15 protein-coding genes are annotated in these 17,157 nt (G+C 57.0%); 9 read left to right on the top strand and 6 right to left on the bottom strand.

The annotated features are described in order from the left end of the window. The first annotated feature begins 61 nt into the window (after nucleotides 1–61). A complete protein-coding gene (locus LQ249_RS27000; RefSeq protein WP_057005095.1) occupies nucleotides 62–556 on the top strand; it encodes a winged helix-turn-helix transcriptional regulator in 495 nt (164 codons plus the stop codon). A gap of 52 nt (nucleotides 557–608) precedes the next feature. Here the strand turns inward: LQ249_RS27000 and LQ249_RS26995 are convergent, their stop codons facing one another. Next, complete coding sequence (locus tag LQ249_RS26995) at nucleotides 609–1,571, bottom strand: GlxA family transcriptional regulator (protein WP_079444738.1); 963 nt, start codon at nucleotides 1,569–1,571, stop codon at nucleotides 609–611. A gap of 95 nt (nucleotides 1,572–1,666) precedes the next feature. On the opposite strand from LQ249_RS26995, the gene LQ249_RS26990 reads away from it, so the two are divergent. Next, entirely contained in the window at nucleotides 1,667–2,110 is a 444-nt protein-coding gene (locus tag LQ249_RS26990) for a tautomerase family protein (protein WP_108525475.1), read from the top strand. A 68-nt stretch (nucleotides 2,111–2,178) separates the two neighbouring features. On the opposite strand, the gene ilvD is transcribed toward LQ249_RS26990, so the two are convergent. Then, complete coding sequence (gene ilvD / locus LQ249_RS26985; RefSeq protein ID WP_046382018.1) at nucleotides 2,179–4,110, bottom strand: dihydroxy-acid dehydratase; 1,932 nt, start codon at nucleotides 4,108–4,110, stop codon at nucleotides 2,179–2,181. A gap of 101 nt (nucleotides 4,111–4,211) precedes the next feature. Here ilvD and LQ249_RS26980 point away from each other — a divergent pair, with 101 nt between their 5' ends. The 3 genes from LQ249_RS26980 to LQ249_RS26970 all read left to right on the top strand — a co-directional run bounded on the left by LQ249_RS26980 (nucleotide 4,212) and on the right by LQ249_RS26970 (nucleotide 7,631). Further along, nucleotides 4,212–5,129: a LysR family transcriptional regulator gene (locus tag LQ249_RS26980; protein ID WP_046382019.1), complete on the top strand. Its 918-nt coding sequence runs from the start codon at nucleotides 4,212–4,214 to the stop codon at nucleotides 5,127–5,129. Between the two features lie 82 nt (nucleotides 5,130–5,211). Continuing rightward, complete coding sequence (locus LQ249_RS26975; protein ID WP_232566021.1) at nucleotides 5,212–5,868, top strand: VOC family protein; 657 nt, start codon at nucleotides 5,212–5,214, stop codon at nucleotides 5,866–5,868. Nucleotides 5,869–6,266: 398 nt separating this feature from the next. Continuing rightward, entirely contained in the window at nucleotides 6,267–7,631 is a 1,365-nt protein-coding gene (locus LQ249_RS26970) for a hypothetical protein (RefSeq protein ID WP_232566020.1), read from the top strand. A 146-nt stretch (nucleotides 7,632–7,777) separates the two neighbouring features. Here the strand turns inward: LQ249_RS26970 and LQ249_RS26965 are convergent, their stop codons facing one another. After that, nucleotides 7,778–8,728, bottom strand: coding sequence for a LysR substrate-binding domain-containing protein (locus tag LQ249_RS26965; protein ID WP_232566019.1), 951 nt, complete (start codon nucleotides 8,726–8,728; stop codon nucleotides 7,778–7,780). Between the two features lie 495 nt (nucleotides 8,729–9,223). On the opposite strand from LQ249_RS26965, the gene LQ249_RS26960 reads away from it, so the two are divergent. After that, nucleotides 9,224–10,417 (top strand): MFS transporter, encoded by a 1,194-nt coding sequence (locus LQ249_RS26960; protein WP_177029903.1) that lies wholly within the window; start codon nucleotides 9,224–9,226, stop codon nucleotides 10,415–10,417. Between the two features lie 46 nt (nucleotides 10,418–10,463). After that, nucleotides 10,464–11,309 carry an MBL fold metallo-hydrolase gene (locus tag LQ249_RS26955; protein ID WP_232566018.1) on the top strand — a complete coding sequence of 282 codons (846 nt, stop codon included), beginning with the start codon at nucleotides 10,464–10,466 and terminating at the stop codon, nucleotides 11,307–11,309. 65 nt (nucleotides 11,310–11,374) lie between these two features. Here LQ249_RS26955 and LQ249_RS26950 read toward each other — a convergent pair whose 3' ends face one another. Then, nucleotides 11,375–12,001, bottom strand: coding sequence for a TetR/AcrR family transcriptional regulator (locus tag LQ249_RS26950; RefSeq protein ID WP_057005089.1), 627 nt, complete (start codon nucleotides 11,999–12,001; stop codon nucleotides 11,375–11,377). 110 nt (nucleotides 12,002–12,111) lie between these two features. On the opposite strand from LQ249_RS26950, the gene LQ249_RS26945 reads away from it, so the two are divergent. Next, the gene (locus tag LQ249_RS26945; RefSeq protein ID WP_232566017.1) at nucleotides 12,112–13,317 is read left to right on the top strand and encodes an MFS transporter; all 1,206 of its coding nucleotides are present in this window, start codon (nucleotides 12,112–12,114) and stop codon (nucleotides 13,315–13,317) included. A gap of 156 nt (nucleotides 13,318–13,473) precedes the next feature. Here the strand turns inward: LQ249_RS26945 and LQ249_RS26940 are convergent, their stop codons facing one another. Both LQ249_RS26940 and LQ249_RS26935 read right to left on the bottom strand, forming a co-directional pair. Continuing rightward, the gene (locus LQ249_RS26940) at nucleotides 13,474–14,658 is read right to left on the bottom strand and encodes a M20 aminoacylase family protein (RefSeq protein WP_108525469.1); all 1,185 of its coding nucleotides are present in this window, start codon (nucleotides 14,656–14,658) and stop codon (nucleotides 13,474–13,476) included. Nucleotides 14,659–14,726: 68 nt separating this feature from the next. Beyond that, nucleotides 14,727–16,037: an MFS transporter gene (locus LQ249_RS26935; protein ID WP_079444731.1), complete on the bottom strand. Its 1,311-nt coding sequence runs from the start codon at nucleotides 16,035–16,037 to the stop codon at nucleotides 14,727–14,729. A gap of 159 nt (nucleotides 16,038–16,196) precedes the next feature. Here LQ249_RS26935 and LQ249_RS26930 point away from each other — a divergent pair, with 159 nt between their 5' ends. Beyond that, a complete protein-coding gene (locus tag LQ249_RS26930; protein WP_046382026.1) occupies nucleotides 16,197–17,117 on the top strand; it encodes a LysR family transcriptional regulator in 921 nt (306 codons plus the stop codon). Nucleotides 17,118–17,157 lie beyond the last annotated feature (40 nt).

Genomic DNA, 17,157 nt, shown 5'->3' with positions numbered 1-17,157 from the left:
ACTATCATTATGAAAGTAACATGCCTGGCCACCAAATGTTCGAACCCCGTAAGGAACTGTCATGCAGCGCAAGACCCTCATTCATGCCGAATGCCCGATCGCCCGTAGCCTGGAACGGGTTGGCGAGTGGTGGAGCATTTTGATCATGCGCGACGCCCTGCATGGCCTGCGACGCTTCGAGGAGTTTTCCCGCAGCCTGGATATCGCCCCGAACATGCTCACCAGACGCTTGAACTCGCTGGTGGAGGCGGGCCTGCTCGAGCGTCAGCCTTACAGTCAGCGCCCGTTGCGCTACCAGTACGTGCCGACGGCCAAGGGCGAAGATTTCCGTGTGGTGCTCATGGCCTTCGTGGCCTGGGGCAATCGCCATTACGCGCCAGAAGGGGAAAGCGTGCAGATTGTCGAGCGGGAGACGGGGCGGCCGGTGCTGCCGATGATGGCGGATATCGCCGATGGCCGTCTTGTGCCCCTGGACCAGTGCAGCGTGCAGGCCGGACCCGCGGCCAGCGCGGGCATGCGTCAGCGGTTCGGGTGCATGGCTGACCGGATTGAGTGAGGCGCCGTGCAGCGGAGGAGTGCGGCACTCAAGGGCTGCCAGCGGTTAGAGCTTACTGGCGCAGTTGTTTTGGCGAGGCGTTCAACAGGCGGCGCATGAGTCGCCGCAGGGCCGTGGCATCTTGGTATCCCACCTGCGCGGCGATAGATTCAACGGAGTGCCTGCTGGTTTCCAGCAGCACGCGGGCTCTGTTCAATTGCACGCGTTGGATCAGATTGCGAGTTGAAAGACCGGTTGCTTTTCGAAGGTGCCGCGACAGCGTTCGCTCAGACATGCCGACGTATGCCGCAAGGCTCGGCACACTGGGGGGATGGGGCAGGCGTGCTTCGATGTAGGCGGTGAGGTTGGCGACCAGCGTATTGCCCTGGGCCATGATTGCCGGGTTGATGAAGGGGGACTGCAATTGCCGGCCATCGAGCAGCAGGGCCTTGCCCACCGCGTCGGCGAGTTCCGGCGACAGACGTCTGCGCAGCAGGTGCAGCATCAAGTCGGTTTGTGCGAAGGCTGCACCGGCGGTCGTCAGCGGCGGATCGCGGAGCACCATGACGTTGGGGTCGACAATGCAGTCAGGCGCCATGCTCGACAGCCAAGGGGCGAGCCACCAGGAAGTCGTCACCCGTCGCCCCGTGAGCAACCCGGCGGCATGCAGGAGAAAGACCGCCGAGCATGAGGCGGCAATCTCCTTGCCTTGATTCACATGTGCCTTCAGCGCTGGCAGGGTCTGAAGGACCACGTCTTCCTCAAGCCGCTGCCGCAGCACGTCGAAGTCGCTGATGCCGAGGCCCGGAATGACCCAGCAGGAGTTGTCCTCGACATCTGTGGTCAGCGCGTCGACCTGCAGCAGCATGCCTTGGCCCAGCGTACTCAACCCTGGCTGCGGCCCACACACGCGCCAGCGCGGCACGGCAAGGCCGCGGCGCTGCGCAAGTATTGCGGCGGTGCCGAGGATGTCCAGGGTGGCTGCGACGCTCGAGGCGAACGCCCCTGGAAAGACGAGGACAGTGAAATCGTACATTGTCCGATTATGCCCGAAAGAAGACGAATCAGTCACTTATCGAGGGAAGGGATAACTGGCCCAATGGCGCTTCCAGTTAACCGCGAGGTTTCGCCATGCCAAACATCCTGATCAAGGTGCCTACCGGCGCTTTCAACCTGCCACAGCGCCACCAGTTGCTTCGAAGCGTGAGCGACGTGGCGATGATTAATGAACACATGGGCGATGCCCCTCAGCAACGTATGTTGTGCTGGGTGTTGATTGAGGAAGTGCAGGCCGATCAATGGCTGTGCGGAGGCGTTGCTCCTCATGCCCAGGTTGTCCCGTGCATGGTCATCGTCAAGGTGCCCGCCGGCGTCCTTGATGCACCGATGCGCCAGCGCTACGTGAGTGAACTGCATGGCACCCTACAATCGAACCTGGCGGCGGGGGATCAGCGCCGGTTGCTGAGCTCGATACAGATCGAGGAGGTTGTCGACGGAACGTGGGGGGCGAACGGTGAGATCTGGCATTTGGCCGACTTCACCCGTGCAGCCGGATACGGACATCTCGCTGACTAACGATAGGCGCCCGCCAGAAAGCGTACACCTGTACGCTTATTCGTCCCCCGGTCGAACCGTCGGTTGTTTCAGTCCCTGTCGAGAAAAACGGTTGGCGGTAGTGTTGCGATTCGCGGTGGGGCAGGGGGGGATGCTCGTCTGCCGCCAGCTCGATGCTGAACCTGCGTCACATCCCTGACCGCACCGCGAGCCGCGTTCGATGTCAGTGCCGCGTAGGCCTGAAGTGCCGCCGACACTTTTCGCGCCCGTGCGGCGGGCTGCCAGGCTTGCCCTTCCTTGGCATCCATCGAGTGGTAACGCTGGTTCAACGTTGCCTCGTCGACCCTCAGTTCAACGGAACGGTTGGGAATATCGATCTTGATCACGTCCCCTGTTTCCACCAGGCCTATCAGTCCACCTTCCGCCGCTTCCGGTGAGACATGGCCGATGGACAGGCCGGAGCTGCCGCCCGAAAATCGCCCGTCGGTCAAAAGCGCGCAGGACTTGGCCAGCGCTTTGGATTTGAGATAGCTGGTGGGGTAGAGCATTTCCTGCATGCCAGGGCCGCCCTTGGGGCCTTCGTAGCGGATGACCACCACATCGCCAGGCACCACCTGGTCGCCAAGGATGCCAGCCACCGCCGCCTCCTGACTTTCGAAAACCACCGCTTTGCCTTCGAACACCAACATGGAGGGGGCGACGCTGGCTGTTTTGACGATACAGCCCTCCGGCGCCAGGTTGCCAAACAGCACCGCGAGGCCGCCGTCCTTGCTGAAAGCCTGTTCAGCGCATCGGATCGCGCCCGTTGACCGGTCTGTGTCCAGGTCATCCCAGCGCGCTGACTGACTGAAGGCTCGCTGGGTGAGGGCATTGCCTGGCGCTGCGCGGAAAAATGTCTGCACTTGCTGGTCTGGGCTACGGGCGATGTCCCAGCGATCCAGCGCATCTTTCAAGGTGGGCGCGTGGATTGTCGGCAGGCTTGTGTCGATCAAGCCTGCGCGGTCCAACTCGCCAAGTATCGCCATGATGCCACCGGCGCGATGCACGTTCTCGATGTGTACATCGCTGCAGGCGGGCGCGACTTTGCACAGCCACGGGACTTGGCGAGACAGCCGGTCAATGTCGGCCATGTTGAACGCCACGCCGCCTTCGCGCGCAGCTGCCAACAGGTGAAGGACCGTGTTGGTCGAGCCGCCCATGGCGATGTCCAGGCTCATGGCGTTTGCAAACGCCGCGCGGTTGGCAATGTTGCGCGGCAACGCGCGTGCGTCGTCCTGTTCATACCAACGTTTGGCTAACTCGACAATCAGCCGCCCGCTCTGGCGAAACAAGCCCTCACGCTCAACATGAGTCGCCAGCACCGTACCATTGCCGGGCAATGCCAGGCCAAGCGCTTCTGTCAGGCAGTTCATTGAGTTGGCGGTGAACATGCCGGAGCATGAGCCGCAGGTGGGGCAGGCGGCGCGTTCGACCGCGGCGACTTCCTCGTCGCTATAGGCGTCGTCGGCGGCGATCACCATCGCGTCGATCAGGTCCAGAGACTGGCGCGTGCCTTTGATTACCGCTTTCCCAGCCTCCATCGCCCCGCCAGAAACGAACACGGTCGGAATGTTTAGGCGCATGGCAGCCATCAACATGCCGGGGGTGATTTTGTCGCAGTTGGAGATGCACACCAGCGCATCGGCGCAATGCGCGTTGACCATGTATTCAACGGCATCGGCGATCAGTTCCCGCGAGGGCAGTGAATAAAGCATGCCGTCATGGCCCATGGCGATACCGTCGTCGACGGCGATGGTGTTGAACTCCTTCGCCACGCCACCGGCCGCCATCACTTCGCCGGCAACCAGTTGGCCGAGGTCCTTGAGGTGTACGTGGCCTGGAACAAACTGCGTAAAGCTGTTGGCGATGGCAATGATGGGTTTGCCGAAGTCGTCATCGGTCATACCTGTGGCGCGCCACAGGCTGCGGGCACCGGCCATGTTGCGGCCATGGGTAGTGGTTCTCGAACGATAAGCGGGCATTGAGTCCTCCTGGGCTGACGGTATGGACTCAGGCTAAAGATCGGTTGGAAGGCTGTGAAATATATTATTTAATGCTTATTAAGTCTCTGGAGGTATAAGAAATGGATGTTCGCCAGCTCAGGCATTTTGTCGCTGTCGCCCAGACTTTGCATTTCAGCCTGGCAGCGCAACGCCTGTGCATGACCCAGCCGCCGTTGAGCCAGTCGATCATGGCGCTGGAGCGCGAAGTCGGTGCCTCGCTGTTTGTACGGACCAAACGCAGCGTGGCGCTGACCCCGTTCGCCGAGCAATGGCTACCTCAGGTGCGGGCCGCGCTGGGGGCTATCGATGCGCTGGGTCATACAGCGCAAGCCATCCTTCGCGGCGATGCCGGCGGGTTGGAACTGTCGTTTGTCAGTACCGCTGACTACAGCATTCTTCCCGTGCTGGTCCAACGGTTCCGCAGCCTGTACCCGGCGGTGGAGCTTTCGTTGATGGAGGCTACCAGTGATCTTCAGATCGCTGCGCTGCTCGAGGGCAAGGGGCACGCAGGCATTGTCATTGCCAACCCGTGGGCCACGATCCCCGATCAATTGGCCTACCGGTCTTTGGTCGTCGAGCCACTGATTGCCGCTGTGCCGCAAGCGTGGATGGCGGACGGGCGCCTGGTCGATGTGGAGGGCCGGTTATCTTCGGACGCGATGATATCTTGCCCGCTGGTGGTCTTTCCCAGGCGTGCGGCACCGGCGTTCTATGACCTGGTCACCGGCTACTACGCCGCGTGCGGCGGTAGCCTGCATATTGCCCAGCACGCTATTCAGATGCAGACGATCATTAGCTTGGTATCGGCAGGCATGGGCATCGCGCTGGTGCCGGCGTCATTGCGCCATCTCGCTCGCTCGGGGGTGTGCTATCTCGCGTTGGAGGAAAATGCGCCACATCTGGAAACCGGCCTGGTTTACCGCCGCGACGATACGACACCGACGCTTGCCAACTTCCTGAACATGGCCAGTCAATTGCTCGAACTGGACATGAGTTGATCCGATGCAGCGGGCGAGTGAGGTTGTTAACCTGTGGCCGCATGGTTGGGCAATCAACGCCTGGGATTAAAGGGAATTAACGATGGAAGTGGATCACATCTTTATTTGTGTGAATGATGACGGCCAAGGCGCTGATGCTTTGAAAGCCCTCGGGCTTGCTGAAGGGACGCCAAACGTCCACCCCGGCCAAGGCACGGCCAATAGAAGGTTCTTCTGGCGAAACTCATTCATTGAGCTTTTGCATCTCACCGATGAGTTGGAAGCTCAAAGTCCGTTAACCGCGCCAACCCAACTCTTTGACCGCCTCACGTGTACGGATGGGGTCGCTTCGCCCTTTGGCATTTGCTTCAGGCCCTCCAGCGTCGACGAGAAGCCACTGTTTCCGGTCTGGGAGTATCGACCTGTTTACTTACCCGCCGCGCTGAAAGTCGACGTAGGGCATGCGCCGATATCCGAACCGATGTGGTTTTTTCTTTCGTTTGCCAAGAGGCCAGATGAGGCGCCTGCTGAGCGAGCGCAGCCGTTTGAACATCCCAACGGCTTTCGCGAGATGACATCGTTGCGCGTTATCACGCCCGACCACCAAGCGTTTTCGACCGCTGCCACCTGCGCAAACCAGCTGAAAGAGTTTGAAATTGTTCAGGGTGATGAACACCTGCTCTTACTGGAAATCGATCATGGCGCCAGCGGCCGGACACACGATTTCCGTCCCGGGTTGCCGATGATTGTGAACTGGTGATGCATTGGCCTGGAGGGCCCGTTCTATCTTGATGATCTGGAGCCCACGGTGGTCGGCGCTGCCATAGACCGTGCGGTGGGTTACAACACGGGCAATGACGAATATCACCCGACGGCGGGGGATTTCCCTGGATGCAACATGACGCCGATGTACGTGCTAGTCCGTGCTCGATAGTTCGAAATTGGCGAATCCATAGAGTTTATTGGTGAGAGAGTCAATACCGGCGCTGGGCTGTTTGCATGTTTTTAGAGTGTGTTCAGCTGATGTTCAGAACTCGCATGCTAGTTGATTAGTTGAGTCAATAGGTCGCATGTGTTTAACAAGTTTTCACTGTTTTTGTCTGGATGGCGCAAAAAGCAAAATGCTAGCCTGCGAGTTTTTTGGGATAGCAGGTCCACATGAAAGTGCTAAAGGAAATGGCTGTAAAAAAGCCATGCTCATTTATTTTTATATTGACATTTCTCGTGTTTGCAGTACTGCAATACAAGCCTGCTGTGCTCAATTACACAACGCGCTTTGTCGATTTTGCTCAATATATGCTCGCGCATGGGGTGACGCTGTTTCCAATTGCGGATGATCTGCGGCCATATCCCGATTACACGGTGATCAATACGCTCCTTGTTTATCTGGTTTCTTTGCCGTTTGGTCGTGTATCGATTCTTTCAATGGGTCTTCCTTTCTGTGTTGCCGCGGCCTTGATGCTGGTGTTTGTTTACAAGCTCGGTGCATTGCATGAGAAAAAATGGGGCGCATATGGTGTTGTATTTGCCCTGTTCACCTGGTCATTTCTGGACGGCGTGAACTCCTTGGCACTGGATATATACCCCGCGCTTTTTACAGTGGTGTGTTTTTATCTGGCCTACACGGGAGAGGTATACAAACAACGTTTCCGCGTGCTGCTTGTGCTCGCAGGCCTTGCGCTGGGCTTTGCATTTCGTGGCCCCATTGGGCTGATCGGCCCCGCCAGTGTGGTCGCCGCTTATTATTTTTTGAGCAAGCAATGGCGCATGCTGGTTGTGTTTTGCTTGCTGGCAGGCTTGGTCCTGGCCACAGGCATTGCGGTGCTGACATGGGCTGCCTACGTACAAGGTGGAGACGCGTTTCTACAAGAGGTATTGATCATGCAAGGGCTGGGGCGGTTTGGCAGTGACCACGCGCCTCGTTATTACTTCTATTTCTCTGCCGGCTTGCTGACCTATGGCGTAACAGCTCTTATCGCTTTGAGCGTTATCGCCAAGAAGGGGAAGTGCTTTTTTGAACGCTCACCTGATCCAGCCACGAACATGCTCTTGTATCTCTCGGGCTGGCTCCTTGTGGTGATCGTACTGTTCACGATTCCAAGCTCCAAGAAGGCGCGTTACATACTTTCAATTACACCCGCTATTTCCTTGTTGGCTGCCTACATCTTCGTGGATCGCAGCGCTCTCTTTGCAAGTATCCGAGACAAACTGCTGAGGTTTTGCTTAAACCTGCCAGTGGTTGGCCTGGGAGTGTTACTGCTCGCGTTTATTCATGGTCTGTATGCGACGACTCCACTTCAGCCGAACTATCTCGGTGCGTCCATGGGGTTGATTGCCCTTGTTGCCGTTAGGCCCTGGATGGTGACACGTTTCAGCGTGCATCCACATCGTGAATTTGTGATTTTCTCTTTTGGTGCTGTCGCCTTCCTTATATTGGACATGTTTTTCTTTAACTCTGTTACTTACCACCTGGAGTTGGCCAATGAGCCGACACCCAAGTTTTTGCCGTATTGGTTTTGGTGAGGTCTGAATCGCCCCGGGTTTTCTAGATACTTTCCAACCATCGCCGGATGGCTGGCAGCTATCACAACCCTTTGAGCAAGAGCTTAGGGAGAAATTGCTCAGACATCGCGATACGCGTTCTTGCACGTCCAGAGGGGGCGATCAAGTCAAGACAGTCGCACGACTGCATCCAGCGTCGTGCGACTTGTTAATGTCTCTGATATGACCTCTTTAAGAATATTCCGGAACCAAATGGAGCGGCCATCCATTTGATCAGTGCGCCTATACAACATCGAGATTTGCTCCATAGGCAGTTCGAAGGGCGCGGCGGTGACCTCAAGGCCGTAAAGCGGCGCCATGCAATAAGCCGTGATCTCGGGAACAGTTGCAATCGCCGGTACCGACAGCAATAACGGCGCAATTGACGCGTGCCTCGACACGCCTGCGACGATGTTGCGCCTGACCCCGGCAGCGCTGAGCACGCTGTCCAAGTTTGTCGCGCCGTCGCCTTCCGACGACACGATGACATGTTGGGCCTTCGCGTAGCTTTTGATGCTCAGCGGCAATGTCAGTTTTAGCTGCCTGGGGTCATAAAGGCAGACAAGACGTTGTTGGAATAGCAACTCACACATGTGCCACGAAGGTGGGTTTTCGTGAGCGGAAACGCTGACGTCGTAAGCGCCCTGCTCTAAAAGTTGAACCGAATCGCGCTTCGTCGAGGCAACTGCCAATACGCGCGAGCGCGGTGCGAGTTCGCGGATTCGAGCCGCGAGGGCCCCAAGTAGTGCTACCTCGAAGTTGTCACACATGCCAATGCGGAATTCACCTTCCCATGTGGCGGGATCGAACACCCCTGGCGCCCGCACTGCGTGTTCGATGGTAGATAACGCCTTGGCGATCTCCGGTGCAATCGCGAGTGCCCTGGGCGTTGGCTGCAGACCTCGTCCAACACGTACAAACAACTCATCGTCCAACGTCTCTCGCAGGCGTCGCAGCGCGCCCGAAAGACCCGGTTGGCCAATAAATAGTCGTGCAGCGGCCTTACTGACACTTTTCTCCTCCATGAGCACGGAAAACACATGCAGGAGATTTAGATCGAGGGTCCGAAGGGTTGTCATTTACATCTCTCGCAGAGATAGATGCCATCACGAACAGCAATTTGTCAGATATGTATCGATCGGTCAATATCTCACGCATCGCACCCAGGCATTGGTATGGAGCCTTGGTTTAGACGTGCTTGCGGACCAAATCGGATATAGGAACGTGACGTGATGAAAGTAGCAATTCTTGACGATTACCAAGGCGTCGCGCTGTCCGCTACGAATTGGTCGGAAGTCGCAGCGAGGGCCGATCACAGTCTTCCAGGACCCATTGGCAGGCCGCGTTGCGGCAGGGCGTCCTGATCAGTGCGACGGGCGGCCGCGCGAGTGGCGCACCGGAACTGACCTGGGCCTTGATGATGTATCGATAAATCCTGCGGACAAACGAGTTTTGTTCGGCATGCCTCTCAGCCGCCGCTAAGGCTGTAAGCGCAACAAACCACATACCCCGAATTTTTGCTTGCCTGAGTTTTACCTCAGGTAACGGCACCCCGCTGCCTGGAGGATCATGTTATGAACGCCCCATCTATAGAGCTCAAGCAGGAAACTGAGGGCGCAGGCATGAGCCGGGGGCTTGTACTGTTACTTGCAGCAGCGACCGGCTTGTCAGTAGGCACCCAGTATTACAACCAGCCTTTGCTCGGGCTGATTGCGGACGGCTTCGGGATAGGTACCAAGGTCAGTCTCGTCGCGATTGCGACACAGATTGGTTACGCGTTGGGCTTGGTTCTGCTGGTGCCACTAGGCGACAAGATCGACCGTCGACGGCTGATCCTCATTCAATGCATAGGGCTCACGGTAGCGACGCTTTGCGCGAGCGCGGCCCCCGAGCTGTATAGCCTTGCAATGGCGTCCATCATGATTGGGGTGTTCGCGACGATTGCCCAGCACATCATCCCGCTCGCATCTGAATTATCCCCGCCAAGCAGTCGGGAACGAGTTCTCGCATCAATCACCAGCGCGCTGCTTGTTGGGGTGTTGCTGGCTCGGGTGATCAGCGGCTTCGTGGGCGCCTATTTCAGCTGGCGCGCGATGTTCCTCTTGGGCGCTGTGCTTTCTCTGATGATGCTTGCAGGGCTCGCGGCGAAACTTCCAACCAGCCAACCGCAATCCCGCGCTTCATACATTGAGTTGCTTGTTTCATTGTTTGGGGTCGTGCGCGATGGCGCTGAACTTCGCCAGGCCGCACTGGTGCAAAGCCTCGTTTTCTTCGGCTTCAGTGCGTTCTGGACAATTCTCACGCTCCTGCTGCAAGGCCCTGGGTTTGGGTTGAACAGTGGGACTGCGGGGCTCTTCGGCGTGGTGGCACTCGGCGGGGTGATGCTTGCCCCACTGGGGTTGCGCCTTGCTGGCCAGTACGCCGGTCACGTCGGTATCGGCCTTGTCGTGGCGAGCTTTGTCGTAATGATCGCGTTCGTGAATCTGGTGGGGCTTAGCGTCGGAGCCATTCTGATGACGACCGGTTTGCAGATGTCTCTTATCTACAACCAGTCGCGAATCCTCGCACTCGCCGGCACCGCCCGAGGCCGCTTCAACACCATTTTCATGGCTTCCCAATTCGCCTTCGGCGCCATCGGTTCCGCCGCAGGCAGCATCGGCTGGCAGTCCGGCGGCTGGACCGCGGTGATGGCCATGGCCTTGATCGCCTCCGCAGCTGCGTTGCTCGTGCAATTTACCCACCACTCGAAGGTTGGAGCGCGAGCGTAAAGACGCTTGCGGCGTACCTACCCTGGTCAATCTGGAGAATAAAGAAATGATTGAAGAGCACACTATCGGTGAATTCACACTAGTCACGTTACTGGACGGGATTTTTCTATGCAGTACGGACATGATTAAAGCTGCGGCCTCGGAAGAGGGGGCTGCATTATTCAAAAGTGCAGGTCTCCCCGCATCGGGGCCGGTCCCTGAGCCGATCAACGCATTCCTTTTGAAGAAAAACGACGAGCTTTGGTTGATCGATGCCGGTTGTGGTCGCGAGTTGGGACCTCGCTTCGGAAAAGCATCGGCGGCGTTGCTGTCTGCTGGCTACGCGCTTGACCAGATTCAAGGCGTTATTATTTCTCATATGCATGAGGACCATGTTGGCGGTCTTATCAAAGAGGACGGTAGTGCGTTGTATCCCAACGCGACGCTCTTTCTTTCGCACGAGGAGTTGGCGTTCTGGACCGACCCGACGGCTCCTGAAAAACATCCTCAGATGTCGCAGGCTGGCCTGTTCAAATTGGCAAACTCGGCATTGACGGCCTATGCGCCACGTATCAAGGCACTACCTGCCGATGCACACGTCATTCCTGGCGTCAGCTTGATCCCACTTCACGGGCATACGCCAGGTCACAGTGGCATCCAGATTGAGAACAGTGGCCAGCGTGTGCTGATCTGGGGAGATGTCATACATTCGACACTCTTGCAATTGCGCTATCCGCATTGGAGCATCGGTTTTGACATGGACCCAGTCCAGGCCCTCGACACGAGAGTTCGATTGCTGGAGCGGCTCGCGCAGGAGGACATGCTGGTGACGGGACCGCACGTAATGGGAATTGGACACGTCCACAGCTGTTGCGCAGGCGGTTATGAATTGAAGCTGGTCAGCAGAACCTAAGTGTTCAGTTGCAGGCGAAGTTGCCCATCACCACGTGGAAGGTTCCTGACGTTTGAGAGTCTGGCTCATTGACCGTCGGGAACAATACACAGGCTATCCCATATCCCCATCACTTGAGTCACTGCGGCATCCAGCGTGGCATGTGGAAGACCATCGCGCGCCAATGTAGACAAGCCCAGAAGGAAACTGTCGAACACCGCGGCGAGGGTGTCTGGGGTAATGGTCGCCGGTAGCACGCCCTCCGCGATAGCACGTTCGATACAGGCAACCATGCCTGCGCGGGTTAAGCGCCTGGCCTGTGCGAGAGGTTCTGAAATGGCCTTGCTTTCGTCCGAGCAAGCGCTCATCAGGCCCAACGACACCAGACAGCCCTTGGGATGATCGGGCTCACATTGCATTTTCGCTGACCGGCGAAGGGTGAGTTCAATCGCCTCCTTGGGTGGTAGGGTCGTATCAAACAGGCTGTCGGTGACCCGACCGTGCGTAGTGAGGTAGCGCTCCATTACCTCGTTGAACAAGGCTTGCTTGGAGCCAAACGCTGCGTAAAAGCTCGGCGCGGTGATGCCTCCACCAATATTAGCCTTAAGCTGACTCAGGGATGTCGCATCGTATCCATGCTCCCAAAATAAATGCAGTGCCTGAGTGATTGCCAGGTCACGGTCAAACGTGCGCGGGCGTCCCATCTGTGCCATGTCGGATCTCCTCCAGAGTTACTTAAATACTAATCGATACATAAGTTATTGACTACCCTGCGGCCTCTCCCTATATTTGTACCGATCAGTATATTAGTGGGAGTGATCGAATGACTACAGATGAGCCGCAGAGCGGGAAACTTCCGCTTGGAGCATTACTGGCACTGGCGATGACAGGTTTCATTTGCATTGTGACTGAGACATTGCCCGCGGGTTTGTTGCCCGAGATCAGCAGCGGGCTTGGTATTTCGGCATCTTTGGCTGGGCAGATGGTGACCGTTTATGCCTTGGGGTCATTGCTGGCAGCAATTCCGCTGACTATTGCCACGCAAAGCTGGCGCCGCAGGACGGTGTTGCTGCTAACAGTTGTCGGCTTCCTGGTATTCAATACCCTCACGGCGCTGTCTTCCCACTATTGGCTTACTTTGATTGCGCGGTTTTTTGCCGGCGCTTCTGCGGGGCTGGCCTGGAGCCTCATTGCGGGCTATGCGCGACGGATGGTTGCTCCACAATTGCAGGGACGCGCATTGGCAGTAGCGATGGTGGGAACGCCCATCGCATTGTCGCTGGGCGTGCCTTTGGGAACCTGGCTGGGGGGATTCATGGGCTGGCGCATGGCGTTCGGATTGATGTCCGGGATGACCTTGCTGTTGATTGTCTGGGTGCTGATCAAGGTGCCGGACTACCCTGGCCAATCCTCCTCACAGCGCATGGCGTTGCGTCAGGTCTTTTTCACACCTGGCGTACGTTCGGTGCTGGGGGTCGTCTTCACCTGGATGCTGGCTCACAACATTCTTTATACCTACGTCGCGCCGTTTGTTTCCAGGGCTGGGTTGGCCGATGAGGTTGGTTTGGTTCTGCTGGTATTTGGTGTTGCCGCTTTGGCGGGCATCTGGATAACGGGGCGGCTGGTTGATCGGCATCTGCGCAAGACAGTGTTGGCCAGTCTCGCAACCTTCGCAGCCGTTTCGGTTTTCTTCGGCTTGTTTTCAGGCTCTGCCGTGGCGATTTATCTAGGTGTTTTTATCTGGGGCCTGACCTTTGGTGGCGCCGCGACGCTTCTACAAACCGCGCTTGCCGACGCCGCAGGCAAGGGCGCCGATGTTGCTCTCTCCATGAACGTCGTCGTCTGGAACAGCGCTGTCGCTGGCGGGGGACTCTTGGGTGGCGTGTTACTCGGCCAGTGGGGAGTGGGTTCCTTTCCCTGGGTGTTATTGATACTGCTACTCCTCAGTCTGGTCATTGCATCTAGAGCGCGGGTCCACGGCTTTGCGCAAGGTGACAGGCAGTCCAGCCAAGTGGTCGCTGGTCATTGATGTGTGGGCAGCATTGCGCTGCATGCTCAAGCTTCCAACGCATTACAACGAGTGAACAGCATGAATACGTGATTTAAGCTGCAGCGGCGACTTGCTATAGATTTACCGGGCTTGGGCGAGTCTGGATCGCCCAAGACGAGGGGCTGGTTTTTTGCTTTAGTTTAGATACCGTTCCACTAGGCGCGCCCAGTAGGCAGCACCGATTGGCAAGTTTTTGTCATTGAAATCGTAGGCCGGGTTATGAACCATACAACCATCTTCGCCAACGCCATTGCCCAGGCGTAAAAAACAACCTGGCCGCTGCTCAAGCATGTAAGCGAAGTCCTCGCTGGACATGAGCTGATCGGCATGGGCAATCACATGCTCATCACCCACCAGTTCCCGTGCTACTTGCAGAGCAAATTCGGTTTGCGCTCGGTCGTTGTCGATCACCGGGTAACCTTCCATATAGTCGATCGTGGCCGTGGCTCCATAGCTGTTTGCTTGGGCGTGGACCAGTGCTTCGATGCGCTCTTTCAACTGGCTACGGACCCGCTTGCTGAACGAGCGGATACTCAGCTCAAGGTAGGCGCTGCTGGAAATCACATTGTTAGCAACCCCCGCCTGAAGCAAGCCGACCGTGACTACAGCGGGTTCAACAGGGTTGATATTGCGCGCGACAATGGTCTGCAGCGACATGACGATGCTGGACGCCACCACAACCGGATCTACCGTAAGGTGTGGGCGAGCCGCATGGCCTCCGAGACCATGAATGGTAATCGCGACCTTGTCGCTCGCCGACATGAACGGTCCGCTTCTAAACAGGAAGGTGCCCGGAGCCTCGCCGGGGTGGTTGTGCATTCCGAACACGGCATCACAGGGAAAGCGTTCGAACAAGCCATCATTTACCATGCGTTGCGCACCGCTATCGAAGCCCTTCTCCTCTGCGGGTTGAAAATAGAGGTGCACCGTTCCGCGGAAGTTTCGTGTGCGCGCCAGATATTCAGCGGCCCCAAGCAGCATGGTGGTATGGCCGTCGTGGCCGCAGGCATGCATTTTTCCCTGATGGACACTGGCGTAAGGCAAGCCGGTCTGCTCGGTCAACGGCAGAGCATCCATGTCTGCTCGTATGCCAATGTTCTTGCCGGCGCCTACCGTCAGACTGCCTACCACACCGGTCTCACCAACGCCTTCGGTTACGCTGAACCCCCAGGCCCGTAAGCGCTCTGCAACGAGTTTGGCGGTTTGAAACTCCTCGTAGGCCATTTCCGGATGCTGGTGAATATGGCGGCGAATACGTGTCAGCTCCTCAGCTTGAGGGCGTAAATCATCGACTTTGCAGTAGTGAGGTTCAGTCTTCATCACAGTGAGTTCCTAGCGGTGAATAATGGAGTGCAGGAGTGCCGTCAGTTGGGACGCATCCCCGGCTCCTACGGTTGAGCCTGGGCCGGTAAACGCAGTGCCAACGTGCAAAGACCGCCGATCACTAAAAGGACGGCCATTACGGCCATCCCCGCAGCGAACGAGCCGGTGAAGGTCTTCAGAGCACCGATGATGGAAGGACTGACAAAGCCACCGAAGGCACCGATGCTGTTGATCAGGGCTATGCCTCCAGCGGCGGCAGTACCTTTGAGGTAGCTGGAGGGCACAGCCCAGAACACGGCATAGGCCGAGTATGTGGATAGCGTTGCGAGGGTAATACTGCACAGCGCCAACGTCAGGTTGCCGGAACTGAAACCGGTCAGCACTAAGCCTATTGCGCCCAGAAAGGCGGGTACTGCGCCGTGCCAGCGGCGCTCGCCCAGGCGGTCGGAACTCCGAGCATTGATCAGCATCGCGAAAATGGCGGCGCTGTAAGGGATCATTGAATAGAGCCCGATCTCGAAAATATTCTTTACGCCAGCGTCCCGCAGTATGCTCGGCAGCCAGAAACTGACGGTATACAGACCGCAGATCAGACAGAAGTAAATGAGGGCCATCAGGTAAATTCGCCAGTCTTTCAAGGCTGCAGCGAAAGTATGTTGTTTTGACGCCTGCACCTGCTCCAGATCATTCGCCAGCAGCCGTTTTTCTTCTTGGCTCAGCCATTTGGCCTGTTCCGGCGAGTCACTCAAAAAGAAGAACGCCGCGATACCCAAAAGAATGCAAGGCGCCCCTTCGAGGATGAACATCCACTGCCATCCCGCCAAACCATGAATGTCGGCGAAAGTCCCCATAATCCAGGTCGACAATGGTCCACCGATGACGTTCGAGACTGGCCCTGCCAACAGGACGCACGCCATTACTTGAGCGCGACGCTTACCTGAAAACCAGAAGGTCAGATAGAGGATCATGCCCGGAGCAAATCCAGCCTCAAATACCCCTAGAAAAAACCGCAGGACATAAAAGGTAGTGCTGTCATGGACAAACAGCATCGAGGTTGAAGCCACCCCCCACAACAACATGATGCGACTGAGCGTCTTACGTATTCCTACCCGCGCCAGCCAGAGATTGCTCGGCACTTCGAACATTACATAACCGATAAAGAAAATCCCTGCCGCCAATCCATAAGCTGCATCGGTCAGACCGAATTCCTGCTGCATCGCAATCTTGGCGTAACTGATATTGACCCGATCTAAATAGGCGAGGACGTAGCACAACAACAGAAAGGGCAATAGGCGCCAACTGATTTTGCGATACATCTTGCGTAGGGCGAGGTCATCGGGGGAGGTCGGTGTAATCAGTATTGCGGCCTGAGCCATAGTGAAGTCCTCACAAGTTCCGCATTTTTTTTATTGTGTCGATTAAATGAGCTTGGCATCGCCCAATTGACAGAAAGTATGGGGAGCGCAGAAACTTCAAACAATAGCGATCTTCGCTTGCGAGTGTTGACTTTAAGTCAACAGACAGGAGAGCCCTAATTGCAAAAAATCGGCCTTAATGAACGGCGACTTCACTATTTTTCAGAGGTCGCAGAAGCCGGCTCGATCCGAGGCGCAGCGGATCGTCTGAATATCGAGCCCTCAGTTGTCAGCCGGCAAATCCACCAGTTGGAAAGCGAGTTGGGGGTGCAACTCCTACAGCGCCACGGCAGGGGTATCGTCCCTACGGAAGCTGCCAAACTGGTGATCAACCATTGTCGTGAGCGGCGATCAAGCGAAGCATTGCTGCTGACTCAGATTTCCGAACTCAAGGGTCTGGAGAGAGGTGAGATTCACATTGTTGCGGGCGAGGGTTTCCGCGAGGAATTAGTCCGCTGGGTGCTTCAGGACTTCAGCCAGCAGCACCCCAAGCTGGTGGTTACGCTGGAGTTCGCCAATGCCGTCGACACAGTGCGGATGCTGGCAAGTGATCAGGCTCACATCGGCTTGGCCTACCGTCCGCCTATCGATCCCGCCGTGCGTACGGTGATGTTGCGCAAACAGCCAATGTGCGTCATCACCTGGCCCGGCCATCCCCTCACCGAGAAGCAGCAGCCGCTGGCATTGAGTGATGTTTGCCCCTATCCGGTGGGCTTGATGTCCAACGGCTTTGGCTTAAGCAATCTGGTTAAGCTGGCGCAATTCCACGATCGCATTCAATTCGAATCCAATCTGGTCACCAACTCAATCGCCACCCTCAAGAGCTATGTAAAAGCCCATCTCGGGGTGACCTTCCTGTCCTCGCACGCAGTAGCCAATGAAATCGCGGAAGGTACGCTTGTAGCGCTCAGGACCCGCAGCGAAGTATTCGAAAGTGCCGAGGCACACCTGATGGTCCGAGCGGGTCGGCAACTGTCAGTTGCCGCTGAAAGGTTGTTGGCCATGTTGAAACAGAAGGCCGTTTTTGAAGTCTCTGAATAATCTTGACCCAACTGCCCCGAAAACCGGTGCATGAGTTTAA

The sequence above is a fragment of the Pseudomonas sp. 7-41 genome (assembly GCF_021233075.1).
GTDB lineage: Bacteria > Pseudomonadota > Gammaproteobacteria > Pseudomonadales > Pseudomonadaceae > Aquipseudomonas > Aquipseudomonas veronii.
The sequence above is the reverse complement of the archived record's forward strand: the minus strand, read 5'-3'. Positions and strand labels throughout refer to the sequence as shown.